This window comes from Leifsonia sp. EB34 (genome assembly GCF_041260585.1).
Lineage (GTDB): Bacteria > Actinomycetota > Actinomycetes > Actinomycetales > Microbacteriaceae > Leifsonia.
The window spans coordinates 948,720-972,791 of record NZ_JBGCCV010000001.1 but is presented as its reverse complement, the minus strand read 5'-3'; the positions used below and the strand labels follow the sequence as shown (position 1 = coordinate 972,791).

At 71.7% G+C, this 24,072-nt stretch carries 21 protein-coding genes; 19 read left to right on the top strand and 2 right to left on the bottom strand.

Annotation, left to right across the window (positions count from 1 at the left end; translation table 11 throughout):
- Positions 1–9 precede the first annotated feature (9 nt).
- Genes ABIA36_RS04590 through ABIA36_RS04570 form a run of 5 tightly spaced genes read left to right on the top strand, consistent with a single transcriptional unit; the run spans position 10 to position 4,269 of the window.
- Complete coding sequence (locus tag ABIA36_RS04590) at positions 10–795, top strand: nuclear transport factor 2 family protein (RefSeq protein WP_369961088.1); 786 nt, start codon at positions 10–12, stop codon at positions 793–795.
- A 9-nt stretch (positions 796–804) separates the two neighbouring features.
- The gene (locus tag ABIA36_RS04585) at positions 805–1,221 is read left to right on the top strand and encodes a DUF6379 domain-containing protein (RefSeq protein WP_369961087.1); all 417 of its coding nucleotides are present in this window, start codon (positions 805–807) and stop codon (positions 1,219–1,221) included.
- 38 nt (positions 1,222–1,259) lie between these two features.
- Positions 1,260–2,429 (top strand): Gfo/Idh/MocA family protein, encoded by a 1,170-nt coding sequence (locus tag ABIA36_RS04580; protein WP_369962079.1) that lies wholly within the window; start codon positions 1,260–1,262, stop codon positions 2,427–2,429.
- An 11-nt stretch (positions 2,430–2,440) separates the two neighbouring features.
- Positions 2,441–3,448, top strand: coding sequence for a sugar phosphate isomerase/epimerase family protein (locus ABIA36_RS04575; protein WP_369961086.1), 1,008 nt, complete (start codon positions 2,441–2,443; stop codon positions 3,446–3,448).
- Positions 3,448–4,269: a ThuA domain-containing protein gene (locus ABIA36_RS04570; RefSeq protein ID WP_369961085.1), complete on the top strand. Its 822-nt coding sequence runs from the start codon at positions 3,448–3,450 to the stop codon at positions 4,267–4,269. The genes ABIA36_RS04575 and ABIA36_RS04570 overlap by 1 nt, the downstream gene beginning before the upstream one ends.
- A 312-nt stretch (positions 4,270–4,581) precedes the next feature.
- Here ABIA36_RS04570 and ABIA36_RS04565 read toward each other — a convergent pair whose 3' ends face one another.
- Entirely contained in the window at positions 4,582–5,847 is a 1,266-nt protein-coding gene (locus ABIA36_RS04565; protein ID WP_369961083.1) for an ROK family protein, read from the bottom strand.
- 227 nt (positions 5,848–6,074) lie between these two features.
- Between ABIA36_RS04565 and ABIA36_RS04560 the strand changes: the two genes are divergently transcribed.
- The 11 genes from ABIA36_RS04560 (at position 6,075) to ABIA36_RS04510 (ending at position 19,586) form a co-directional block, all read left to right on the top strand.
- Entirely contained in the window at positions 6,075–7,094 is a 1,020-nt protein-coding gene (locus ABIA36_RS04560; protein WP_369961082.1) for a VOC family protein, read from the top strand.
- Position 7,095: 1 nt separating this feature from the next.
- Entirely contained in the window at positions 7,096–8,094 is a 999-nt protein-coding gene (locus ABIA36_RS04555; protein ID WP_369961081.1) for a cyclase family protein, read from the top strand.
- A gap of 53 nt (positions 8,095–8,147) precedes the next feature.
- Positions 8,148–9,281 carry an FAD-dependent monooxygenase gene (locus ABIA36_RS04550; RefSeq protein ID WP_369961080.1) on the top strand — a complete coding sequence of 378 codons (1,134 nt, stop codon included), beginning with the start codon at positions 8,148–8,150 and terminating at the stop codon, positions 9,279–9,281.
- Positions 9,278–10,276, top strand: a complete 999-nt coding sequence (locus tag ABIA36_RS04545; RefSeq protein WP_369961079.1) for a fumarylacetoacetate hydrolase family protein — start codon at positions 9,278–9,280, stop codon at positions 10,274–10,276. The genes ABIA36_RS04550 and ABIA36_RS04545 overlap by 4 nt, the downstream gene beginning before the upstream one ends.
- On the top strand, positions 10,273–11,070 hold the full coding sequence (locus tag ABIA36_RS04540) for an SDR family NAD(P)-dependent oxidoreductase (protein WP_369961078.1): 798 nt from the start codon (positions 10,273–10,275) through the stop codon (positions 11,068–11,070). Before ABIA36_RS04545 ends, ABIA36_RS04540 begins: the two co-directional genes overlap by 4 nt.
- A gap of 17 nt (positions 11,071–11,087) precedes the next feature.
- The gene (locus ABIA36_RS04535; RefSeq protein WP_369962078.1) at positions 11,088–12,299 is read left to right on the top strand and encodes an alpha/beta hydrolase family protein; all 1,212 of its coding nucleotides are present in this window, start codon (positions 11,088–11,090) and stop codon (positions 12,297–12,299) included.
- Between the two features lie 9 nt (positions 12,300–12,308).
- Positions 12,309–13,133, top strand: coding sequence for an isocitrate lyase/phosphoenolpyruvate mutase family protein (locus ABIA36_RS04530; RefSeq protein ID WP_369961077.1), 825 nt, complete (start codon positions 12,309–12,311; stop codon positions 13,131–13,133).
- 252 nt (positions 13,134–13,385) lie between these two features.
- On the top strand, positions 13,386–15,725 hold the full coding sequence (locus ABIA36_RS04525; protein WP_369961076.1) for an FUSC family protein: 2,340 nt from the start codon (positions 13,386–13,388) through the stop codon (positions 15,723–15,725).
- 137 nt (positions 15,726–15,862) lie between these two features.
- Complete coding sequence (locus ABIA36_RS04520) at positions 15,863–16,984, top strand: hypothetical protein (protein WP_369961075.1); 1,122 nt, start codon at positions 15,863–15,865, stop codon at positions 16,982–16,984.
- Between the two features lie 84 nt (positions 16,985–17,068).
- Positions 17,069–18,448: a flavin monoamine oxidase family protein gene (locus ABIA36_RS04515; protein WP_369961074.1), complete on the top strand. Its 1,380-nt coding sequence runs from the start codon at positions 17,069–17,071 to the stop codon at positions 18,446–18,448.
- A 484-nt stretch (positions 18,449–18,932) separates the two neighbouring features.
- Positions 18,933–19,586, top strand: coding sequence for a hypothetical protein (locus tag ABIA36_RS04510; protein ID WP_369961073.1), 654 nt, complete (start codon positions 18,933–18,935; stop codon positions 19,584–19,586).
- On the opposite strand, the gene ABIA36_RS04505 is transcribed toward ABIA36_RS04510, so the two are convergent.
- Positions 19,583–20,497 carry an aldose 1-epimerase family protein gene (locus ABIA36_RS04505; protein ID WP_369961072.1) on the bottom strand — a complete coding sequence of 305 codons (915 nt, stop codon included), beginning with the start codon at positions 20,495–20,497 and terminating at the stop codon, positions 19,583–19,585. The genes ABIA36_RS04510 and ABIA36_RS04505 overlap by 4 nt on opposite strands.
- A 105-nt stretch (positions 20,498–20,602) precedes the next feature.
- Here ABIA36_RS04505 and ABIA36_RS04500 point away from each other — a divergent pair, with 105 nt between their 5' ends.
- Genes ABIA36_RS04500 through ABIA36_RS04490 form a run of 3 tightly spaced genes read left to right on the top strand, consistent with a single transcriptional unit; the run spans position 20,603 to position 24,032 of the window.
- Positions 20,603–22,264, top strand: coding sequence for a circularly permuted type 2 ATP-grasp protein (locus ABIA36_RS04500; protein WP_369961071.1), 1,662 nt, complete (start codon positions 20,603–20,605; stop codon positions 22,262–22,264).
- Positions 22,264–23,190 (top strand): alpha-E domain-containing protein, encoded by a 927-nt coding sequence (locus tag ABIA36_RS04495; protein ID WP_369962077.1) that lies wholly within the window; start codon positions 22,264–22,266, stop codon positions 23,188–23,190. The genes ABIA36_RS04500 and ABIA36_RS04495 overlap by 1 nt, the downstream gene beginning before the upstream one ends.
- Complete coding sequence (locus ABIA36_RS04490; RefSeq protein WP_369961070.1) at positions 23,187–24,032, top strand: transglutaminase N-terminal domain-containing protein; 846 nt, start codon at positions 23,187–23,189, stop codon at positions 24,030–24,032. The genes ABIA36_RS04495 and ABIA36_RS04490 overlap by 4 nt, the downstream gene beginning before the upstream one ends.
- Positions 24,033–24,072: the final 40 nt, after the last annotated feature.

Genomic DNA, 24,072 nt, shown 5'->3' with positions numbered 1-24,072 from the left:
CCGAGCATCATGTCAGAGACCGTCGCCGAGGTGACTCTCTCGGAGCTCGCCGCCGAGGTCGCACGTCTGCGCGAGGAGGTCGCGGCCGCTCAGCGCCTCGCCCGCCGTGCCGCCGACCGCGGCGAGATCGAGAACCTGTTCGACCGCTACATGTACCTGCACAACGCCTTCCAGGACGAGCGGATCATCCCGCTCTGGGTGAAGGAGGGCACGGAGGGCATCCGCGCCCGGTACACCAACGCCGGCCAGTACACGACCTGGGAGAGTGTCACCCGCTACCACCGCGGCCGTCCGTCGCCCGAGGGCAAGCTCATCCTGCACGCCACGACCACGCCCGTGATCGAAGTCGCGGGCGACGGCGAGACCGCCAAGGGCGTCTGGATCATGTCCGGCACGGAGTCCGGCCTGACCGACCCGGAGGTCGCCAAGGACAGCCCCGACTTCATGTACTCGCCCGGCGAGGTGCAAGGCAAGAAGGTCTGGGCGCACTGGGTCTGGTGCAAGTACGCCATCGACTTCCTGCGCCAGGACGGCGAGTGGAAGATCTGGAAGTTCCGTTGCTACGAGCTCGCCCGCGCGCCGTTCGAGGAGAACTGGGTGAGCTTCGGCGAGAAGAACCAGGCCGCCTTCGACCTCGACCTGATGTACTTCGGCGACGACGGCAAGCCCGTGTTCATGCCGCCGGCGGACGAGCCGGCGCCGAGCGAGAACCACCCGTACAGCCCGTCGACCGTGCAGAAGCTCGAGCCGGAGCCTCCGGCGCCGCACGACACGTTCACCGACACGTTCAAGTAGGAGGACCCGATGGCCACTCACAACTCCCTGTTCTCCGAGAAGGACGTCCGGCGCACCGACGACGGCATCGCGGTCTCGGTCCAGCTCCCCTGGTACCGCAGCCTCTGGCTGTCCGCCGTGGACGACGTCGCGGCGAGCGTCAACGGCGTGCCGATCCCGCGCGACGACCTCCGGTTCGTGCTCAACGGCCGCAGCTACCGTGTCGAGGAACTGCCGCACCAGTCCGAGACACTCTGGTTCGTCGCCGACCGGCCGGACATCGTGATCCCGCTGGGCCACGCGCCCGTGGTGGGCGAGAAGCTGACCGTGGAGGTCGTGCTCACGATGCGCCTGCTCTACATGCAGATCATGCCGGGCGTCGACGGCGGCCCCGGCCGCTACGTGACCAACCGCGTCCCGGTCGAGCGCGAGCTGGTGCTCGCATGACCGCAGGTCATCAGAGCGGGCACCCGTTGCGTGTGGCCATGATCGGCTACGGCTTCATGGGGGCCGCGCACTCGGTCGGCTGGCGGCAGGCGCCGCGCGCGTTCGACCTCCCGGAGGCCGTGGAACTCGCCGTAGTCGTCGGCCGCAACGAGCAGGCGGTCGCTCGCGCCGCTGCAAAGTGGGGTTGGGCCGAGCACGCGACCGACTTGCGCGAGGTGATCGCGCGCGACGACATCGACCTGGTCGACATCGTGACGCCCGGCGACTCGCACGCCGAGATCGCGATCGCGGCGCTGGAGGCCGGCAAGCACGTGCTGTGCGAGAAGCCGCTCGCGAACAGCGTCGAGGAGGCCGAGGCGATGGCGGCCGCAGCCGAGCGGGCGGCCGAGCGCGGCGTTCGCGCGATGGTCGGGTTCACCTACCGGCGCGTGCCGGCGGCCTCGCTGATGCAGGACCTCATCGCGCGCGGCACCATCGGCGAGGTGCGGCAGGTCCGCGCCGCCTACCGCCAGGACTGGCTGGTCGACCCGTCCGTTCCGCTCGGCTGGCGCCTCCAGAAGGAGCACGCCGGATCGGGCGCACTGGGCGACATCGGCGCGCACATCGTGGACTTGACCCAGTTCGTGACCGGGGAGCGCGTGACGCGGGTGTCCGGAACTGTCGAGACGATCGTCCGGCAGCGTCCCGTGCTGGGGGAGCGGTCGGGCTTCACCGGCAGCGCCACCGGGGAGCTCGGCGACGTGACCGTGGACGACGCGGCGATCTTCACCGGCCGGCTCGACGGCGGCGCGCTCGTGTCGTTCGAGGCCACCCGGTTCGCGACCGGCCGCAAGAACGCGCTCACCATCGAGGTCTCCGGCACGGACGGCGCGCTCGCGTTCGATCTGGAACGGCTGAACGAGCTGCGCTACTACGACCGCACGGCGCCCGCCGAGCTGCAGGGCTTCACGACCATCCTGGTCACCGAGCCCGAGCACCCCTACGTGTCGGCCTGGTGGCCGCCCGGGCACATGCTCGGTTACGAGCACGGCTTCTCGCACCAGGTGGTCGATTTCGTGACCGCCATCGCGCACGGCACCGAACTCGACCCGAGCTTCGCCGACGGCCTGGCCGTTCAGCGCGTGCTCGCCGCCGTGGAGCAGAGCGCGGCGAAGGACTCCGCCTGGGTCGCGGTCGGGGCCGGCGCCGCGGTTCCGGCGAGCGTGTAGAGGAGACGACGATGACCCGACCGATCACCCTGTTCACCGGCCAGTGGGCCGACCTGCCGTTCGAGGAGGTGGCCAGGCTCGCCGGCGAGTGGGGCTACGACGGCCTGGAGATCGCCTGCTGGGGCGACCACCTGGACGTCTCGCGCTGGGACGACGCCGACTACGTCCAGTCCCGCCGCGACATCCTGGACCGCAACGGCCTGAAAGTGTGGACCATCTCCAACCACCTCGCCGGCCAGGCCGTCTGCGACGACCCGATCGACGAACGCCACCGCGACATCCTGAACGACCGGGTGTGGGGCGACGGCGACCCCGAGGGCGTGCGACAGCGCGCCGCAGAGGAGCTCAAGCTGACCGCCCGGATGGCCGCCGCCCTCGGCGTGAAGACCGTGACCGGCTTCACCGGTTCGTCCATCTGGAAGGCCGTCGCGATGTTCCCGCCCGCCTCCGACGAGTGGATCGCCGCCGGCTACCGCGACTTCGCCGACCGCTTCCACCCCATCCTCGACGTGTTCGAGGAGGTCGGGGTGCGGTTCGCGCTGGAGGTGCACCCGTCCGAGATCGCCTACGACTACTGGACCGCCAAGGCCACGCTGGAGGCCATCGGCCAACGGGAGAGCTTCGGCATCAACTTCGACCCGTCGCACTTCATGTGGCAGCAGCTCGACCCGGTGGCGTTCGTGCTCGACTTCGCCGACCACATCTTCCACGTGCACGTGAAGGAGTCGGTCACCAACCTCGACGGCCGCAACGGCGTCCTCGGCTCGCACCTGCCGTGGGCGAACCCGCGTCGCGGCTGGACGTTCGTGTCCACCGCGCACGGCGAGGTGCCGTGGGAGCCGATCTTCCGCGCCCTCAACTTCATCGGCTACACCGGCCCGACCTCGGTGGAGTGGGAGGACGCCGGCATGGACCGCCTGCAGGGCGCACCGGAGGCCATCGCGTTCGTGCGCGAGCTCAACGCGATCACCCCGCCCGCGGCGGCCTTCGACGCCGCGTTCTCCACGAAAGCGGACTGATGGCCGAGGTTCCCGCTCCGAACGATCAGCTCGACGTGCTCCTCCTCTCCGGTCACATGACCCGCGAGCACGACAACGAGCACCGCAGCTTCCGCCTCCACAACCAGTGGATCACCACCCTGCTGGAGGACACCGGCCGGTTCCGCGTCCGGGTCGTGGAGGATCCGCGCGGGCTCGGCGCCGGGATCATCGACAAGTACGACGTGGTCGTCGTCGTCTTCGAGGGCCGCGACGGCTACCACGACAAGGCCGTCGGCTTCGGCCCGGAGACCGACGCCGCGCTGCTACGGTTCGTGCACGACCACGGCAAGGGCATCGTCTGGTTCCACGGCTCGGCCGCGCAGGAGGACGACTGGGGCTATCCCGACGAGTACAACACGATGCGCGGCTCGCGCCTGACGGTCGCCGGCGGCCTCCGCCCGCGGCCCTGGGGCGAGGCGCAGCTCGACACGGTCGAGCCGCGGCACGCGATCACCGACGGCATCAGCGCCCGCTGGACGGTCACCGGCGACGACATCCTCACCGGCGTGGAACTCCTCGACGGCGCCCAGGTGCTGCTCACCACCTACGACGACCTGGAGTCGTACGAGAAGGCGCCGGTCTGGCCGATGTCGCACTACCCGGTCGCCATCCCGCCCGAGGGCATCGCCGCCCTCCCCGGCATGAACACGAACCAGCCGATCGCCTGGATCAACGAGTACGGCGCCGGCCGCTCCTTCACCATCACCATCGGCCACGACATCGACACCTTCCGCCGCATCGAATTCATCCGGATGTTCCCGCGGGGGTGGAGTGGGCGGCGACGGGGGAGGTCACGCTGAGCGGGCCGGACCGGAGAGGGGAGCGGCGGTTCCTGCCGTGGCCGTATTACGGCGGGGCGGGGTAGGGCAGCGGCTCCAGAGTTCGAGGAACTCCCATTCCTCGGGCACGCCCAAGGAAGCGACAGTGAGCACCTCCGAACTCGGAAACTCGCTCAGCAGCTCTGCCAGTCTTGCGACCTGCTGGTCCACCGACAGCCACGGCTTGTTGTACGCGACCATGACTCTCCCCCACAAAGAAAATCAGCCCGCGCCTTTCGGCCACGGGCTGATCATGATGAGGCGAGACTAGCACGAAGAGCTGACACCCCCGCGCTACGCGACCCCCTTCACCCGCTCGATCGTCGGCCGCCCGTCCGCGAACCACCGCGGGAACGTCACCTCGAACAGTTCCTCGATCGCCAGTTCCGCGCCGCCGCGCAGCGGCTCCCGCTCGTCGCCGATCGAGCGGACGATCGACAGGTCCCGCGTCGCCAGCGGCAGTGACAGCTCGTACACGCGTTGGCGCACTTCCGCGAGGAAGATCTCGCCCGCCGACGACACGGCGCCGCCGACCACGATCACACCGGGGTTGAACATGTTGACCAGGGCTGCGATGGACTCCCCGATCAGTCGGGCCGAACGCTGCACCAGGGAGATCGCGAGCGCGTCGCCGTCCTGCGCTGCGATCGACACCGCTTCCGGGGTGAGCGCCTCGCCGCGCTCGACCAGGCCGGCGAGGACACCGCCTGCGCCTTCGTCGATCGCGAGCTGCGCGTCGCGCATGATCGCCCAGCCGGAGGCCTCCGCCTCCAGGCAGCCGACCTTGCCGCAGCGGCACACCGCGGTGGAGTCGCGCACGCGCACGTGGCCGATGTCGCCGGCGGCGCCGTTCGCGCCGCGGTGGATGCGGCCGTGCGAGACCAGCCCTGCTCCGATGCCGCTGCCGACCTTGCAGTAGATCAGGTCGACGTTGTCGTCGCGGCGGTGGCTGCGCTCCGTCAAGGCCAGCAGGTTCACGTCGTTGTCCACCCACACCGGGGCCTCGAAGCGCTGCTCGAAGCGGCGGCGCACGTCGAAGCCGTTCCAGCCCGGCATGATGGGCGGCGCGACGGGGGAGCCGGTCTCGAAGTCGACCGGGCCGGGGACGCCGACGGCGACCGCCCAGACCGGGCGCGGCTCCTGCGCCGCCAGGAGCTCGTCGATCATCCCGAGCGCGCGGTCGATCGTCTCCGCGGGGCCGCGGCCGATGTCCCACGCGCAGTGCGCCTCGGCCTGTACCTCGCCGTCGAGGGAGGCCAGGCCGACCCGGATGTGGAGGGCGCCGAGCGCGCAGATCACGATGGTGCCCCGGTCGGAGCGGAAGCGGAGGGTCCGCGGCGCCCGGCCGCCCGAGGAGGGGCCGTAGTCGCCGTCCTCAAGGAAGCCCATCTCGATCGCAGCCTCGACCCGCTGGGCCACGACGCCGCGGCCGAGCCCGGTCAGCCGGCCGATCTCGGGGCGGGTGTCGGCCTCCCCGGTGCGGACGAGGTTGACGACGCGCAGCAGGCTCATGACCTCGTCGGTCTGCGCGCCGAATCGGAGTGCGGAATCCCTAGCCATGCTCGATTCTGACACAAGCTGGGCCTGTGAAGGGTAGAACGCGGGCCTACTTGAGCGCATGCGACCACCGTCTTGCGTCGCACAACGACTGAAGAGCAACCGATGCCGACCTAGGAAATCAGTCTCATCGATTCCCGGCATAGCCGATACGCGGTTCCCTGATGCCGACGCGATCTCGATAGTAGAGACCGGGCAATCACATTCGCCCTGTCTGGAAAGGATCAAGGATGATCAAGCTTCTCTCCCACCTGTCGTATGTGGAGATCACGTCCCCGGATGTCGAGGCGTCCGTGAAGTTCTACGAGGAACACGTCGGGCTCACCGTGGTCGACCGCATCGACGGGTCGGTGTACCTCCGCTGCTGGGGCGACTACTACGCCTACTCGCTCGTCGTCTCGCCCGGCCCGCAGCCGACCCTCGTGACGATGGCCTGGCGCACCTCCAGCCCGGAGGCGCTCGAGGAGGCCGCGGCCCGCGTGGAGGCCGCCGGCGTCCAGGGCGAGTGGATCGACGACCTCCACGCCATCGGCCGGGCCTACCGCTTCACCGGCCCGTGGGGGCACTCGATGACGCTGCACTGGGACGTCACCCGCCACCAGGCGCCCGGCCACGTCGCCTCGATCTACCCGGACCGCCCGGAGAAGCGCAGCAAGGTCGCCGGCGCCCCGCGCCAGCTCGACCACGTGACGATCGCGACCAGCGAGGTGGACGCGTTCGCGCAGTGGTACAACGACGTGCTCGGCTTCCGCATCATGGCCCGCACCGTGCTCGACGAGGCGCCGATCTCGATCTTCTCCGTGCTCACCACGAACGAGAAGTCGCACGACCTCGGCGTCGTCCTCGACGGCTCCACCGCCGCCGGCCGGGTCAACCACTACGCGTTCTGGGTCGACACCTACGAGGAGCTGCTGATCGCCGCAGACACCCTGATGGAGAACGGCGTCCCCATCGAGTACGGCCCCTCCATCCACGGCATCGGCGAGCAGACCTTCCTCTACTACCGCGAGCCGTCCACCCTCCGCATCGAGCTGAACACCGGCGGCTATCGCAACTACGTGCCCGACTGGCAGCCGAACACCTGGAAGCCGTCGCTGGGATCGAGCAACTTCTACCGCAACGGCGCCATGCCGATGTCGATGACGGAGTCCTTCCCGCCCGCGGACGGCCCGAGCGCGACCGAGGAGGGCGTGCCGGACGAGATCAAGGAGGCGCTGCTCAACCCGTACGCCGTGCAGGGTCGCGGCTGAGATGACGGCGCCGAGCGAGCGTCCGGCGGACCTGGACCGGCTCGACCCGGAGGCGGAGATCGCCTCCCGGGCCGAGGCCTACCGCAACTGGGGCCGCTGGGGCGAGGACGACGTGCTGGGCACGCTCAACTTCATCGACGCGTCCACGCGGACGAGGGCGGCCGCTCTCGTCCGCGACGGCGTCACGGTCTCCCTGTCCCAGTCGTTCGACATGAACGGCCCGCAGAAGGGCTGGCGGCGACGCACCAATCCGGTGCACACGATGCTGGACACCGGCACGGACGCCGAGCGCGGCAACCAGGGCTTCCCGCACGGCCTCGGCGGCGCGGACGATGTGATCGCGATGCCGCTGCAGTGCTCCACGCAGTGGGACGGCCTCGGCCACATCTTCGACCACGGCTACGCCTGGAACGGACGCCGCGCGGGCGACGTCGTGACGAGCGACGGCGACCTGGTGACCGGGATCGAGCACGCGGCGGACGTCATCGTGTCGCGAGGCGTACTGCTGGATGTCGGTCGGCACCTCCGACCGGAGACCGGGGAGTTGGAGGACGGCTACGCGATCACCGCCGACGACCTCCGCTCCTGCGTGGAGGCGCAGGGCGCGACAAGCGCGGTGCGCACCGGAGACATCGTCCTGGTGCGCACCGGCCAGCTCGCCCGCGCCCGCCGCGACGGCTGGGGCGAGTACGCGGGCGGCCCGGCTCCGGGCCTCTCCCTGACCACCGCCGGCTGGCTGCACGACACCGAGATCGCTGCGATCGCCACCGACACCTGGGGCTTCGAGGTGCGTCCGAACGAGTTCGACGTCCCGGCCTTCCAGCCGTTGCACCAGGTCGTCATCCCGAACCTGGGGCTCACCATCGGCGAGATGTGGGACCTGGAGGCGCTCGCGGACGAGTGCCTGCGGCTCGGGAGATACGATTTCCTCCTCTCGGCGCCGCCGCTGCCGATCACGGCGGCCGTCGGCTCGCCGGTCAACCCCATCGCGCTGCTGTAGCGTCTCGCCCGCAGCACGCATACGCATCCCGCAGAACAGAGAGGTTCTCCCACATGACCGCTGTCAGCACGGTCGCGATCGCCGGAAGCGGCGTCGCGGGCCTGGCCACCGCCATTCAGCTCGCCAAGGCCGGAGTCCGGGTCGACGTCTTCGAGTCCAAGCCGGAGCTCAGCGCCCTCGGTTCCGGCATCACGCTGCAGGGCAACGCCCTGCGCGCGTTCGGGACGCTCGGCGTCTGGGACGACGTGCAGGCGATGGGCTACTTCTTCGAGGGCCTGACGCTGCGGGCGCCCGGGCCGGACGCCCCGGTCGTGGCCGAGCTGCCGGAAGTGAAGACCGGCGGACCGGACTACCCGGCGACCGGCGGGATGTACCGCCCCGACCTCGCACGCATCCTGCTCGACCACGCGGAGGCGGCGGGCGCGACGGTCCGCTTCGGGGCGAAGGTGACCGGCGTCTCGGAGAACGCCGACGGTGTCGCGGTCGAGGTCGACGGCTCCCCGGTCGGGACCTACGACCTCCTGATCGGCGCCGACGGCCTCAACTCGGCCGTCCGCGAGCTGATCGGCATCGAGACCCGGCCGCAGCCGACCGGCATGGGCATCTGGCGCTCGTTCGTCTCCCGCCCGGCCTCAGTCGAGCGCAGCGAGCTGTACTACGGCGGCCCGGTCTACATCGCGGGCTACACGCCCACCGGTGAGGACACCATGTACGCCTTCCTGGTCGAGCCTGCGCAGGAGCGTGTCGGTCTCACCGACGAGGAGGCGGTCGCGATCATGCTGGAGGAGTCCCAGGCCTACGGCGGCCCCTGGAACGACATCCGCGCCGACCTGAAGGCCGGTGCGCACGTCAACTACACCTGGTTCACGCAGCACGTCGTCCCGGCGCCGTGGAACCGCGGCCGCTCGGTCGTCATCGGCGACGCCGCGCACAGCTGCCCTCCGACCATCGCGCAGGGGGCGGCGCAGGCGCTGGAGGACGCGCTCGTGCTGACCGAGCTGCTACTCGCCGCCGACACCGTCGACGACGCGCTCTGGGACGCGTTCCACGCTCGCCGGGTGCCGCGCGCCCAGGCCGTCGTGGACGCCTCCGTGCAGCTCGGGCAGTGGCAGATCGACCACGACCGGGAGGCCGACGCCCCCGGGCTCATCTTCGGGATCGCCCACCGGATGGCAGAGCCGGCATGAGGATCGCCCGGTGGACCGCCCCGACCGGTGCCGTCGCCGAAGGGTTCGTCGCCGAGGGTTTCGTCATCGGGGACCGGGTGATCCCGTTCCCGGACGGCTTGACCGTCGCCGACGTGCTCGCGCGCGGGCTGGACGAGGCGCACCGACTGTTCGCGACGGTCCGCGACGAGGGCGGCGCGCCGCTCGCCGGCGTGCGTCTGCTCGCGCCGCTCGTGCCCGCGGCGATCCGCGACTTCGTGGCCTTCGAGGAGCACGTGGAGGGCGTCAGCGCGTCGGTCGACGGGAAGAGCGAAGTGGTGCCCGAGTGGTACCAGGCGCCGACGTTCTACTTCACCAACCCGCACACCGTGCTCGGCCCGGGGGAGGCCGTGCGGCCTCCCGTCACGGCCCGGCTCGACTTCGAGCTGGAGGTCGCGGCCGTGGTCGGCGGCGCCGGCGGCGCGAACCTGACCGCTGCCGATGCGGCGTCCGCGATCTTCGGCTACACGATCATGAACGACTGGTCTGCGCGTGACCTGCAGTCGCGCGAGATGAAGGTGCGCCTCGGCCCGGCCAAGGGCAAGGACTTCGGCACCAGCCTCGGGCCGTGGATCGTCACCGCCGACGAGCTCGAGCCGTACCTCGACGACGACGGCTTCCTCGCCGTCCGCGCCGAGGTCTTCGTGAACGACGAGCGGATCGGGCACGACCTCGTGTCGAACATGGGCTGGCCGTTCCCCGAGCTGATCGCCTACGCCTCCCGCAACTCGCGCGTGGTCCCCGGCGACGTCCTCGGCTCGGGGACGACCGGGAACGGCGGCTGCCTGGCCGAGCTGTGGGGGCGCCGCGGAGAGCTCACGCCGCCGCCCCTGACCGAGGGCGACACCGTGCGGATGGTCGTGGAGGGCATCGGCGAGCTGCTCGGGCCGGTCGGGGCCGCCGTCCCCGCGCCCGAGCTGCCGGCTGCGCGCGTGCGCTCCCGCGCCCGGACGCGGCAAGAACGGGTCGCGCTGTGACCTCCGCCGCCGGATGGGGTGCGGGCCTCGACGGGACGACCGTCGTCGTCACCGGCGCGGCCGGCGGCCAGGGCGCGGCGGAGGCCGACCTGTTGGCCGAGCTGGGTGCGACCGTCGTCGCGACCGACGTGGTCGACCCCGACGGCGCGCTCGCCGCGGGGATCGACTTCCGCCGTCTCGACGTGACCGACGAGGGCGCCTGGGCGGAGCTCGCCGCCGACCTCGCGCACACGCTCGCGGGAGCACCTCTGCGCGGCCTCATCAACAACGCCGGCGTCACCCATCGTGCGGGGATCGCCGCGACCGAGCGCGCGGACTGGGATCGCGTCCTCGCCATCAACCTCACCGGTCCGATGCTCGGGATGCGCGCGCTCGCGCCGCTGATGGGTGCCGGCTCGTCCATCGTCAACGTCGGCTCCGTCGCCGGGCTGACCGGGCATTACACCGCCGCCTATACGGCCTCCAAGTGGGGCCTCCGCGGTCTCTCCCGGGTCGCCGCCACCGAGTTCGGGCCGCGCGGCATCCGGGTGAACACCATCCATCCCGGTTTCATCGAGACACCGATGACCGCCAACGCGCCGGACGCGATGCGCGAGGCGCAACTCGACCTCACACCCCTCGAACGCCTCGGCCGGCCCGCCGATGTCGCCGGCGTCGCCGTGTTCCTGCTCTCGGACGCGGCCGCCTATCTGACCGGCGTCGACCTCCCCGTCGACGGAGGGTTCGCCTCCACGGCCGGGGCCAAGCACCTCGCCGACCGCATCGCGAGCGGCGCGACGATCACGACGACCTAAGGAGTCCTCCCGTGTTCATGTACTTCCCCACCAACTACGTCTGGAGTCTCGCGGTCGTCGCGACGCTCAACAACGGCGGCTTCCTCGACGAGGTGGACCGGGCGTGCAAGCCGGTCCTGCTGGCCTCGCAGAACGGCGACGACGCCGGCACCGCGGAGCTCTACGCGGCCTGGGCGGCCGTGGCCGACCGGCTCGTCGCCAAAGCCGCCGCCGACGAGGCCGCCGGCCGCCGGATCGGCGCGGGGGAGACCTACTACCGCGCGTCGCTCTACACGTCCCAGGCCGAGCGCCTGCAGTCGCCCCGCTGGGAGGGCCGCAACGCCGCCTACCAGAAGTCGATCGACCTCCTGCTGAAGCACGTCGAGCTCAGCCGTGTCCCGCTCACCCGCGTCGAGGTGCCCTACGAGGACTCCTCGCTGCCCGGCTACTTCTATCGGGCACCCGGCGACGGACCGCATCCCGTGATCGTCCAGTGGAACGGCCTCGACTCGACCAAGGAGATGATGTACTACTCCGGCTTCCCGCGGATGCTCGCGGAGCGCGGCATCTCCACCCTGATGATCGACACCCCCGGCTCGGGCGAAGCCCTGCGCCTGCGCGGCCTCACCGCCCGTCACGACACCGAAGTCTGGGCAGCGGCGATCGTCGACTGGATCGAGGCGAACGCCGGAGAACTGGATGCCGACCCCGATCGCGTCGGCATCGTCGGCTGGTCGCTCGGCGGCTACTACGCTCCGCGCGCCGCCGCGTTCGAGAAGCGCCTGAGGCTCGCCGTCGCCTGGGGTGCGAACCACGACTGGGCCGCAGTCCAGGAGGCCCGGCGCAACCGCGAGGGCGAGAACCCGGTGCCCCACTATTGGGACCACGTCTTCTGGGTCTGGGGCGTCGACTCGATGGACGCCTTCATCGAGAAGACCGCCGACATGCACCTCAACGGTGTGGCCGAGCAGATCACCGTGCCCCTGTTGATCACGCACGGTGCGGGGGACCGCCAGATCCCGGTCCGCTACGCCCACGAGACCTACGAGCAGGCGGTCAACAGCCCGCGCCGCGAGCTGCGCGTCTTCGACGACCCGGAGGGCGGAACCGAGCACATCTCCATCGACAACATGCCGTATGTCGCGGGGATCATCGCGGACTGGATCGCGGAGACGTTCGCCACCCTCGACGGCTCGGCGGTGTCGGATTCCGCAGCGTCTGTGCAGCCGTTGGAGCGCTTGGGCCGCTAGCCTCCAGCCATGACCTTCCGCGACCTCGCAGCCTTCCGCGCCCTGCACCACGGCGACCGGCCGCTCCTGCTGCCGAACGCCTGGGACGCCGGCTCCGCCATCGCCTTCGCCGCCGCCGGCTTCCCCGCGGTCGGCACGACCAGCTTCGGCGTGAACGCGTCCGCCGGCCGCCCCGACGCCGGCAGCGCCAGCCGGGACGCCACGGTCGCGCTCGTGCGCCGGATCGCCGCCCTCGACGTCTTCGTCACCGCCGACATCGAGGACGGTTACAGCGACGACCCGGAGGAGGTCGCCGCGTTCGTCGCCGGGCTGGCCGCGGACGGCGTGATCGGGGTGAACCTGGAGGATTCCGCGGAGGGCCGGCTGGTCGATCCGGCGCTCCCCGCGGCGAAGATCGCAGCGGTCAAACGGCTGGCCGCCGGCGTGTTCGTCAACGCGCGCGTCGACTCCTTCTGGTTCCACGAGGACGACACGGTGGAGGCCGTGGCGTCCCGGGCCGAGCGCTACGCCGACGCCGGAGCCGACGGGATCTTCGTCCCCGGCGTCACCGATCCCGCCACCATCGAGCGGCTCGCCGCCGTGATCCCGCTGCCGCTGAACGTCCTGGTGGTCCCGGGCCTCGGGCTGGACGACCTTCAGGTCCTCGGCGTCCGCAGGGTCAGCACGGGCTCGCTGCCGTACCGGGTGGCCATCGACGCGGCGGTGGACGCCGCGGAGGCCGTGCGCGACGGGCGCGACGTGCCCGTGGCGACGTCGTACGCGGAGTCGCAGCAACGACTGATCGCGTTCGCCGAGCGCGCGGACGCCGCCCGGCCCTCCGGCACCGCTCGGTAGGGCGGGTAGGGGTGGCGTCCAGCGCCGACCCCAGCACCGAACCCAGCACCGAACCCAGGAGAGCGCCCTCACGAACAGCAGCCACGTCATCTTGGCGAACGGGATGAACTTCCCCGACGCGCTCAGAGCCTCGGCCTGGGCGGGCAAGACGTCGTCGCTGCTGTTCATCACCACCTCGTCGTGCACCTGCGGCCGCCCCTCCGCAGACGGCGCGCACCGGCTAGGGTGTGCCGTGACGGGCGAGGAGGGCGGATGCGCGCGGCGGACTGGGTGAGGCGGCACGACCCCGACTTCGCCGCACTGCGCCGTGCCGGCCGGGCCGCGATCGTCATGCCGCTCCTCTTCGCTTTCGGGAGCCTCGTCCTCCACGACGGGCAGGTCGCCACCTTCGCCGCGTTCGGTTCGTTCGCGATGCTGTTGCTGGTCGACTTCAGCGGGCCGCTCGTCGACCGGGTGCAGGCCCAGCTCGCGCTCGCGGTGGCGGGCGCGGTGCTCGTCTGCCTCGGGACCCTCGCGTCGCGGCCGGTCTGGCTCTCCGCCGTCGCGATGGCCGTCGTGGCGTTCGCCGTGCTGTTCGCGGGCTCCGTGAGCTCGGTCACCGCCTCGGCGAGCACCTCCCTGCTGCTGGCGTTCATCCTGCCCGTCACCCTCCCCGGGACGGTCGCCTCGATCGGGCCGCGCCTGCTCGGCTGGGGGATCGCGGCCGCCGTCGCGGTCGTCGCGATCGTCGTGCTCTGGCCCGCTCCGGCCCGGGAGCCGCTGCGCGGGCCCGCCGTCGACGCCTGCCGGGCGCTCGCGGCGCGGCTGCGCGCCGAGGCCGCGGCGATGCTCCGGGCCGGGAGCCCGGACCTCGCGGAGGAGCGCGATCGGGCCATCGCGGAGGCCGACGCGGCGGTCGGCGCCCTGCACACCGCGTTCCTGCGCACGCCGTACCGGCCGACCGGCCTGAGCACCTCCGCACGCACGATCGTGCGGCTGGTGGACGAGCTGAACTGGCTGAACTCGGTGATCGCGCAGTTCGACCACGTCAAGATCACCGCCGCCACACCCGGACCCGTGCACGTCGCCGCGTTCGAGGTGAAGAGCACGGCGGCGGCAGTGCTGGAGGAGGGAGCCGGTCTCCTCGCGCAGCACGCCGGCGACCCTGCCGCGCTGGACTCCGCGCTCGCCCTCCTGACGGAGGCGCGCACCGGCGTGGAGGCCGCCACGATGAGCCTCCCGGTCGGCCCCGATCCGGACGGCGGGCGCCTGGTCGCCGAGGAGGTCGTGACGGCGCTCGACCCCGGCTTCCGCGCGCAGGAGCTCGCCCAGGCGGTCGAGACGGTGGCCGGCAACATCGCGCTCACGGCGCGAGCCGAGCGGCGCACGTGGTGGCAGCGCCTGCTGGGTCGCCAGCCCGGCGACCTGGCGGGGCCGGTCGCCGCCGCGGCCGAGCGGGCGAGCGGCTTCCTCGGCTGGAACTCGGTGTGGCTGCGCAACAGCATCCGCGGCGCCATCGCGCTCGGGCTGGCCGTGCTGCTCGCCAACCTCACCGGCGTGCAGCACTCGTTCTGGGTCGTGCTCGGCACGCTCTCCGTGCTCCGCTCGAACGCGCTGAGCACCGGCCAGACCGTGCTGCGCGGCGTGGTCGGCACCGCCGTCGGCGTGCTGCTCGGCGCGCTCGCGATGCTCGTCATCGGCGACAACCGCGTCGTGATCTGGGTGCTCCTGCCGATCGCCATCCTGGTGGCGGGCGTCGCGCCCGCGGCGATCTCGTTCGCGGCGGGGCAGGCGGCGTTCACCATCCTGCTGGTGCTGCTGTTCAACCTCATCGCGCCGTCCGGCTGGACGGTCGGCCTGATCCGCATCGAGGACATCGCGCTCGGCTGCGCGGTCAGCCTGGTGGTCGGGCTGCTGTTCTGGCCGCGGGGAGCGGCGGCGTCGCTCCGCCAGGCGCTGGCGGAGGCGTATCGCGAGAGCGTGCGCTACCTCGGCGCGACGGTCGCCTTCGGGCTGGGACGCTGCGACGCGAACGCGACCGAGCAGCCCGAGCTGCGGCAGCAGGCGCTCCGGGCTGCCGCCGCCGCGCGCCGGCTCGACGACGCGTTCCGCACCTACCTGGGGGAGCGCGGCAGCAAGCAGCGCCCGCTCGCCGAGGTGTCGGCGTCGGTCGGCGGCGTCGCCGGCGTCCGGCTGGCGAGCGACGCCATCCTCGACCTCTGGCGCCGGCAGGAGGCCCCCGAGAAGGCGGGCGCCGAGACCGCCGCCGAGAACGCCGACAAGGGGCGCGCGGACGCACGCCTGCCGCTGGAGGCCTCCCTCGCCCGGCTCGACGGCTGGTACCAGCAGCTCGCGGCGAGCCTCGTGGCGGGCGAGCCGCTCCCCGCGCCCCTGCAGCCAGACCCGGAGGACCGGCGCCGGCTGGCCGACGTCGTCGCGGACGACCTCGGCGACGACTCCGGCCACATCGTCGCACGGGCCGTTCGGATCATCTGGACCGGCGACTACCTCGACGTCGTGCGCCGCCTGGAGTCGGTGATCGTCGGTCCGGTGGACGCCCTCGGCGACGACCTGGTGGCCGGGAGGCGCGGCCCCGGCTCACGGCTGCGGTGACCGGGCGTCCCGGTCTCCAGCCCACGATCCGGCACGAGTGTCAGGGCTGACGCGCGTGTAGCCGCGCAGGGTGGCGCGGCGTTACGGTGTGCGCGACGTCGACCGGCCCGGTCGCGGGGGAGCGGAAGGTGATCGCGATGAGCATCAGAGATCGGGTCCGGCCCGCGTTCGGCGGCCTCAGCGCACCGGCGCGGCTCACGGTCGAGGGCGCCGGGATCGTGGTCGGCGCGGTCACGTTCGTGCTCTCCGGCGTCGTCGCCTTGCTCGCGTTCTGGGGGCACACCCTCCCGATCGCCGGTCCGGGCTCCGTCGGCCAGTTCGTCGCGATCGCGGCCGGGGTGATCGCCTTCCTCGCCTATGTCGCCGGACGGCTGTGGCGGCGGGAGGGCCTGACCCCGTTCCAGCTCACGGCAGCCCAAGGCGCCCCGACGCACCGCGCGACCGGTACCGACATCTTCGACACCGTCGCCATCGCGCTCGCCCACGGCATCCTCGCCCTGCTCGGCTGGCTGGTGCTCGGCGCGGTGCTCGCCGAGGGGTTCCAGGACGCCACGGTCTACTTCCTCTCGGCGACCGTCCTCGCCGCAGCCGCCGCCGGGGTGACCGCCTACGCCGTGTTCCTCTCGGCCGCCGGGATGGACCTGATGCGGCTCTCCACCGTGCTGGCCGCGTTCGCGGTGGTGGGCATTCTCGCGTCGATGCTCAGCGCGCCCGACCCGCACTGGTGGATGAAGCACCTGAGCGCCCTCGGGATGTCGCAGAGCATCTCGTCGCTGACGTTCAACCTCACGCTCATCGTGACGGGCGTGATCGTGACCGCGATCGCGCGCTACGCCACCGATGCCCGCGGGATCGCCGACCCGAAGCGGCACTCGGCGGTGCTGCGCGTGCGCGTCGGGCTCATCCTGATCGGCGTGCTGCTGGCGTGCGTCGGCATCTTCACGCTGAACATCTCGATCCTCCTCCACAACGTCTCGGCGGTCGGGATGGTCCTCGTCTTCGCGCTCGTCGTCTTCTGGGTCCGCGCCGCCCTGCCGACCGCGCCGCGGGCGTTCTTCGTGCTCGGCTACGTGTTCTTCGCGACGATCGTGGTGGTCCTGGTGCTCTTCGCCGTCGGGTACTACGTGCTCACGGCCGCGGAGCTGGTGGCGGGCGTCCTCGTCTTCGGCTGGCTCATCGTGTACCTGCGGGTGACCGGAGCCGCGACGGCGGAGGCGCGCGCGCAGCAGCAGCAGAACGTACATGTCGTCGAGGGGTGATCCGACTCTTCGACAGCGTGTACAGGATGGGGCGTCCCGTGCCCGCCTAGCATCCTCGTGAACCCCGATGGAGGAGTGATAGCCATGAACAGCATCGAACGTGACGTGGTCATCGTCGGCGCTGGAGCCTCCGGCCTCACGGCCGCGACGGAACTGAAGAAGGCCGGCCTGAGCGTCGCCGTGCTGGAGGCCCGCGACCGCGTGGGCGGCCGGCTTTGGACGAACGACATCGACGGCGCCACCCTGGAGATCGGCGGCCAGTGGGTCTCGCCCGACCAGGACGCGCTGATCGGCACCCTGGAGGAGCTGGGGCTGGAGACCTACTCCCGCTACCGCGAGGGCATCAACATCTACCTCGGCGAGAACGGCGCTCGCCGCACGTTCGAGGGCGAGATCTTCCCCGTCGCCCCGGCGACCGAGCAGGAGATCGTCGGCCTGATCGAGCGGCTCGACGCCCTCGTCGCCGAGATCGACCCCGACCGGCCGTGGGAGCACCCGCAGGCCAAGGAGCTGGACGAGATCTCGTTCCGCCGCTGGCTGGAGACCCAGACCGACGACGAGGAGGCCCGCCGCAACATCGGCATGTTCATCGCGGGCGCCATGCTCACCAAGCCCGCGCACGCCTTCTCCGCGCTGCAGGCCCTGCTCATGGCCGCCAGCGCCGGCAGCTTCAGCAACCTGGTCGACGCCGACTTCATCCTCGACAAGCGGGTGAAGGGCGGCCTCCAGCAGGTGCCGCTGCTGCTCGCCGAGCGCCTGGGCGACGACGTCCACCTGAACGCGCCGGTGCGCACCCTCCGCTGGGACGCCGAGGGCACGGGATCCGGCGTCACCGCGATCACCGACGACCTGGAGGTGCACGCCCGCTTCGCGATCCTGGCCGTGCCGCCGGTGCTGATCAGCCGCATCTCCTACGAGCCGCCGCTGCCCCGCCGTCAGCAGCAGCTCCACCAGCACCTCTCGATGGGCTTCGTCATCAAGGTGCACGCCGTCTACGAGACGCCGTTCTGGCGCGACCTCGGCTACAGCGGCACCGCCTTCAGCCCGTACGAGCTGGTGCACGAGGCCTACGACAACAGCTACGACGGCGACCCGCGCGGCACCCTGGTCGGCTTCGTCTCCGACGAGGCGGCCGACGACGTGTTCCGGCTGAGCCCGGAGGAGCGCAAGGCGCGCATCCTCGAGTCGCTGTCGCACTACTACGGCGCGCAGGCGCTGAGCCCGGTCGTGTACTACGAGAGCGACTGGGGCAGCGAGGAGTGGACCCGCGGCGCCTACGCCGCCAGCTTCGACATGGGCGGCCTGGCGCGCTACGGCGCGGACCTGCGCACGCCGGTCGGCCCCATCCATTTCTCCTGCAGCGACATGGCGGGCAAGGGCTACCAGCACGTGGACGGCGCCATCCGGGTCGGCCGCGAGACGGCGGCGGCGATCGTGGCGGCGCTCCAGCCCGCCGGGAGCTGACCGGACCGCGGGCTGCTCGCAGCCCCCGAAGACCGCGCGCGGCCAGTCGTGGATGGCCGCGCGCACCACTCCGGCCGGCCGGGACGCGCACCGTCGTGGGATGCGCGTCCCGGCCGCCGGGAACACCGCTAATGCATGCATAGCATCGAGAATTCTGTGAAATCTCTCATGGGGCATGTAGGGTCTAATCACGAGCACCGTGAAGCATCCGGTGGCTCAGTGGCAGACGGAACGCGGGAACGGGTACTCGCCTCCGTCGCAACGCCATGCTGCTCCTAGTGCAGCCATTCGATGCCCCCAGTCGGGTCGGGTTCCGCTGGGGGCATCACCCGTTTTTCGGGTGAGGTCGAACCGCGGGGAGCGAAAGAATGTGATGGTGCTTGCGGTTTCGGCAGCGGTGAAGCAAAGTCTCCTCGATGGGTTCCGCGGATGCGGTGTCCACTGGGCCGCTGGGTGGTGGCCGCATCAACGAGGGAGCCGGATCGTGACGGGTCAGCCGATGGGTGCGTCGCGCGTCACGCTGACGTGGGGCGGCGCCGCCCTCGTGCTCGCGACGGTTGTCCCGAGCGTGGCGGAGTTGGTCTGGGTGTTCCCGCCGCCGGGAACGTCGTGGCTATACGTCGCGGACACGCCCGGACTCGGCGCGGCGTCCGCTGTCGTCCTGATCATCGCGTTCGTCGTACTGGCCTTCGGCGTCCGCGGTGAGGGCGGCATCGCCGGGTCATCTCGGGTCGGGAGGGCAGCTCTCGTGGTCTTTGCCCTGACAAGCGTCATGTCGTTCGGGTACGTCTCGATGAACCTGACCGTGGTCGCCGTGAATGAGGGACAGATGGCGGTCGCGAGCATCCTGCTCTGGGCTCGGGCGCTCGTCCACGTGGTCGCCCTCGTCGTCGCCGCCCTCGCCGTCTTCCGGGCAGGAGTGCTCACCGGCCCGGACCGCTGGGCGCTTCCGATCCTCGCAGTGCTGCTGATCGGCACGCTGGTGTTGAGCCGGATACCTCTCCCGGTCGCGACCGGCGCCTCGATTTGGGGGCTGGTCGCCTTCCAACTCGGGCTGCTGTTGACCGGTGTGCTTTTCTTCGTCCAGGGTCTGCGCTCGCCGCGTGTACTCTGGGCGCCGGCCGTCCCCGCGGGCTAGAGCGCCCGGATCGTCCACCCCGCCGACGCCGACTCCCCGGGCGCCAGCACGAGGAGGTCCGTCCCCGAGTTGAACGCGTCGGGCGGGCAGGTCATCGGCTCGACCGCCAAACCGAGGCGGTTGAGCTCCGGGATGTCGCGGTCGGCGGTGTGAACCTGCACCCAGGGGCACGCGGCGTCCCAGGTCATCGCGACGCCGGTGCCCTCCGGGGCGATCAGCGAGACCGTGGCGGTGCCGTCGGCGTCGCGGCGCAGTTCGGTGAAGGCGTGGTCGATGAAGGTGTTCGCGATCGGGCGCGCGGCGCGGAAGTCGAAGGGGCCGCCCATCACGTCGGCGAGGCCCACGGGGATGAGCCGGTCCTCGGTGACCGTCAGCACGCGGTCGGCGGGGAGGTCCAGCGTCCAGTCGTCCACTCGGCCCTCGCCCGCCACCAGGTACGGGTGCGGCCCGGTTCCCCACGGCGCCGCCGAGGTGCCGGTGTTGGTGCCGGTGACGGTGGTGTGGAGGCCGTCCTCGTCCAGCTCGAATGCGACCGCGACGTCCACGCGGTGCGGGTAGCCCTCCTGCGCCTCGATCGTGGCGGACAGGGTCACACTGCTGGGGGAGCGGTCGATGGCGGTGAAGTCGAGCCAGGTGGCGAGGCCGTGCAGGGCGTGGCCGCGCTTCGGCTCCGTCAGCGCGAGCTGCCGCTCGACGCCCTCGAACGTGTACCGGCCGTCGACGACCCGGTTCGGCCACGGCGCCAGCGTCGCGCCGCGGAACGCCGGCCGCACCTCGTCGGCGTCGAAGGGGACCACCAGGGGCCTGCCGTCGAACTCCAGCGTGCGCAGGGAGGCGCCGACCGACGCGATGGTCGCGTGGTAGTCGCCCGCGGTCAGACCGAAGTGGGTGCCGGAGATCGGAATGTTCATCCGCCCATTCTGGCGGCAACCCGCCGCCGACCTGAACCGGCAGGTTGTGATGTGGGCGAAACGTGGGGAAATCTGCGGGAAACCGGCGCTCGGTAGCGTCCTGCCATGGGTGATCTGTTCGGCGGGTACGGCACGCAGGCCGCGCGGCGCCGGCGCGGACGCACCGCGCCGTTCGACGAGATGTTCGCCGGTGTCCGCGGCCCGGTCGCCGAGCGCACCCGTCCCGCCTACCGCGAGCTGTTCGCGGCGCTGGCCGCGCTGACGCAGGAGGAGCTCCGCGGCCGCACCGACGCGCTCGCCAGCTCCTACCTCGCCCAGGGAGTCACCTTCGACTTCGCCGGGGAGGAGCGGCCCTTCCCGCTGGACGCCGTCCCGCGCGTCATCGAGCAGTCCGAGTGGTCGCTCATCGAGAGCGGCGTGAAGCAGCGCGTCCGGGCGCTGGAGGCCTTCCTCAGCGACGTCTACGGCGCCCAGAACGCGGTCCGCGACGGCGTCATCCCGGCCGGCCTGATCACCTCCTCGGCGCACTTCCACCGGGCCGCGGCCGGGGTGGAGAGCGCCAACGGCGTGCGCGTGCACGTCTCCGGCATCGACCTGATCCGCGACGAGCAGGGCGGCTGGCGGGTGCTGGAGGACAACGTCCGGGTGCCGAGCGGCGTCTCCTACGTCATCTCCAACCGCCGGGTGATGGCGCAGACCCTCCCCGAGTTGTTCACCTCGATGCGCGTGCGGCCGGTCGGCGACTACCCGCACCGGCTGCTGCAGGCGCTGAAGGCCAGCGCGCCGGGCGGCATGGAAAACCCGAACGTCGTCGTCCTCACCCCCGGCGTCTACAACTCCGCGTACTTCGAGCACACCCTGCTCGCCCGGCTGATGGGGGTGGAGCTGGTGGAGGGCCGCGACCTGTTCTGCTCCGCCGGCACGGTGTGGATGCGGACCACCTCGGGGCCACGGCGCGTCGACGTGATCTACCGCCGCATCGACGACGACTTCCTCGACCCGCTGCAGTTCCGGGTCGACTCGGTGCTCGGGACGCCGGGCCTGATGCTCGCCGCCCGGCTCGGCACCGTGACGATCGCCAACGCGGTCGGCAACGGCGTCGCCGACGACAAGCTCGTCTACACCTACCTGCCCGACCTGATCCGCTACTACCTGGCCGAGGACCCGATCCTCCCGAACGTCGACACCTGGCGGCTGGAGGAGCCGGACGCCCTGGCCGAGGTGCTCGACCGGCTGGACGAACTGGTCGTCAAACCGGTCGACGGCTCCGGCGGCAAGGGGCTGGTGATCGGACCCGACGCCGACCGCAAGGAACTGGCCCGGCTGCGGGCGCTGCTCGTCGCCGACCCGCGCGGCTGGATCGCGCAACCGGTCGTGCAGCTCTCCACGATCCCCACGCTCGTGGGCGACGGGTTGCGGCCGCGGCACGTCGACCTGCGGCCGTTCGCGGTGAACGACGGGCGCGACGTCTGGGTGCTGCCGGGCGGGCTCACACGCGTCGCGCTCGCGGAGGGACAGCTCGTCGTGAACAGCAGCCAGGGCGGCGGGTCGAAGGACACCTGGGTGATCGGGATGGCGGCGTCCGGCGACAGTGCCGGGGTTCAGGAGGCGCCCGAACCCCGTGACCTGCCCGGCCTCGTCGCCGACCAGGCCGCGGCGCCTCCGCTGCCCGCGCCGGACCACTCCAGCGCCGACGCCCCGCGGACGGATCAGCAGCAACAGCAGCAGCAGCAGGCCGCGGCGCGCGGCCGAGAGGAGCGGGCGTGATGCTCAGCCGGATCGCCTCCTCCCTGTTCTGGATCGGCCGCTACGTCGAGCGCAGCGACGGCACCGCGCGCATCCTCGACGTGCACCTGCAGCTCCTGCTGGAGGACCCGTGGATCGACGAGGACACCGCCTGCCGGTCGCTGCTCGGCGTGATGGGCTCCGCCGAGGTGCCCGGTCCGATCGCCCGCGAGGACGTGCTGCGCCTGCTCGCCGTCGACCGCGGCACGCCGGCCTCCATCGCCTACTCGCTGGGCGCCGCGCGGGAGAACGCCCGCCGCGCCAGGGAGATCGTCTCGACCGAGCTGTGGGAGTGCCTGAACACCACGGCCGCGCGGGTGCCGCGGCGGGTGACGAGCGACAAGGTGCACGAGTTCTTCACCTGGGTGCGCGACCGCACGGCGCTCGCGGTCGGGATCATGGACTCCGGCGCCAGCCGCGACGAGGCCTGGCACTTCTTCACGCTGGGCCGCAGCCTGGAGCGGGCCGACATGACCGCGCGACTGCTCGCGACCCGCTCGCTGACCGAGGCCAGCGGCCCGAGCTGGACGACCATCCTGCGTTCCTGCGGCGCGTACGAGGCGTACCTGCGGACCTACCGAGGCGTCCCCTCCACCCGGAACGCCGCCGAGTTCCTGCTGCACGACCGGCTGTTCCCGCGGTCGATCCTCTACGCGATCACCTGCGCCGTGGCGAGCCTGCACGACATCGAGCCGCGGAACGAGCGCGCGGGGGTGTCCGACCGCGCCGCGCGGCTGCTCGGCCAGGTGCAGAGCGAGCTGGAGTTCCGTCCGGTCGCGGAGGTGCTCGACGACCTCCCCGCGCACATGGCCGTCATCCAGGAGGCGACCAGCGCGGCGACGTCCGCGATCACCCGGCGCTACTTCCCGGAGAGCACGGCGCCGAGCTGGACGGGGGAGCGCGGATGAAGCGGCTGCGGGTGACCCACTCGACCGGTTACCGGTACGGGGCGGAGGTGTCGGCCTCCTACAACGAGGCGCGGATGCTGCCGGTCTCCGGCGAACGGCAGCTCGTGCTGCACAGCGCGGTCGACGTGCAGCCGGTGTCGTCGCACCACCAGTACACCGACTACTGGGGCACGCGCGTGCTGGCCTTCGACGTGCTGAACCCGCACCGCGAGCTGACCATCACGGCGAGCAGCCTGGTGGAGGTGCTGGACGCCGAGCACCCGCAGGACCCGCTCGGCTGGGAGGCGCTCGCCGAGGCCGTCGCGCGGTCGGGGGAGTGCGTGCAGCAGCTCCGGCAGACGCCGCTGACCGAGCCACCGGCGTCGCTGGTCGAGTTGGCGGTGTCGGCAGCAGGCGCGGCCGGCGACCCGTGCTCCGCCGCGCACGCCATCGTCGCCGAGGTGGGGGAGACGATGGCCTACGAGAGCGGCGTCACCGGCGTGCGGACCACCGCGAAGGAGGCCTGGGAGTCGCGCGGCGGCGTCTGCCAGGACATCGCGCACGTCGCGATCGGGGCGCTCCGCTCGGCCGGCATCCCGGCCCGGTACGTGTCCGGCTACCTGCACCCGCAGGCCGATGCGGCGGTCGGGGAGACCGTGGTCGGGGAGTCGCACGCCTGGGTCGAGTGGTTCTGCGGCGGCTGGCACGGCTACGACCCGACCAACGGCATCGAGATCGGCGACCGGCACGTGCGGGTGGGCCACGGTCGCGACTACGCCGACGTGGCCCCGCTGCGCGGCGTGTACTCCGGCGCCGCCGGCTCGGAGCTCTTCGTCTCCGTCTCCATCACCCGCGAGGCCTGACCCCGCCCCTGGCCACCCGCCGAGTACGCGAGAAATCAGG

Coding starts and splice junctions, on each gene's coding strand:
- ABIA36_RS04590 (WP_369961088.1), top strand. CDS start 10: ATGTCAGAGACCGTCGCCGAGGTGACTCTCTCGGAGCTCGCCGCCGAG.
- ABIA36_RS04585 (WP_369961087.1), top strand. CDS start 805: ATGGCCACTCACAACTCCCTGTTCTCCGAGAAGGACGTCCGGCGCACC.
- ABIA36_RS04580 (WP_369962079.1), top strand. CDS start 1,260: ATGATCGGCTACGGCTTCATGGGGGCCGCGCACTCGGTCGGCTGGCGG.
- ABIA36_RS04575 (WP_369961086.1), top strand. CDS start 2,441: ATGACCCGACCGATCACCCTGTTCACCGGCCAGTGGGCCGACCTGCCG.
- ABIA36_RS04570 (WP_369961085.1), top strand. CDS start 3,448: ATGGCCGAGGTTCCCGCTCCGAACGATCAGCTCGACGTGCTCCTCCTC.
- ABIA36_RS04565 (WP_369961083.1), bottom strand. CDS start 5,847: ATGGCTAGGGATTCCGCACTCCGATTCGGCGCGCAGACCGACGAGGTC.
- ABIA36_RS04560 (WP_369961082.1), top strand. CDS start 6,075: ATGATCAAGCTTCTCTCCCACCTGTCGTATGTGGAGATCACGTCCCCG.
- ABIA36_RS04555 (WP_369961081.1), top strand. CDS start 7,096: ATGACGGCGCCGAGCGAGCGTCCGGCGGACCTGGACCGGCTCGACCCG.
- ABIA36_RS04550 (WP_369961080.1), top strand. CDS start 8,148: ATGACCGCTGTCAGCACGGTCGCGATCGCCGGAAGCGGCGTCGCGGGC.
- ABIA36_RS04545 (WP_369961079.1), top strand. CDS start 9,278: ATGAGGATCGCCCGGTGGACCGCCCCGACCGGTGCCGTCGCCGAAGGG.
- ABIA36_RS04535 (WP_369962078.1), top strand. CDS start 11,088: ATGTACTTCCCCACCAACTACGTCTGGAGTCTCGCGGTCGTCGCGACG.
- ABIA36_RS04530 (WP_369961077.1), top strand. CDS start 12,309: ATGACCTTCCGCGACCTCGCAGCCTTCCGCGCCCTGCACCACGGCGAC.
- ABIA36_RS04525 (WP_369961076.1), top strand. CDS start 13,386: ATGCGCGCGGCGGACTGGGTGAGGCGGCACGACCCCGACTTCGCCGCA.
- ABIA36_RS04520 (WP_369961075.1), top strand. CDS start 15,863: ATGAGCATCAGAGATCGGGTCCGGCCCGCGTTCGGCGGCCTCAGCGCA.
- ABIA36_RS04515 (WP_369961074.1), top strand. CDS start 17,069: ATGAACAGCATCGAACGTGACGTGGTCATCGTCGGCGCTGGAGCCTCC.
- ABIA36_RS04505 (WP_369961072.1), bottom strand. CDS start 20,497: ATGAACATTCCGATCTCCGGCACCCACTTCGGTCTGACCGCGGGCGAC.
- ABIA36_RS04500 (WP_369961071.1), top strand. CDS start 20,603: ATGGGTGATCTGTTCGGCGGGTACGGCACGCAGGCCGCGCGGCGCCGG.
- ABIA36_RS04495 (WP_369962077.1), top strand. CDS start 22,264: ATGCTCAGCCGGATCGCCTCCTCCCTGTTCTGGATCGGCCGCTACGTC.
- ABIA36_RS04490 (WP_369961070.1), top strand. CDS start 23,187: ATGAAGCGGCTGCGGGTGACCCACTCGACCGGTTACCGGTACGGGGCG.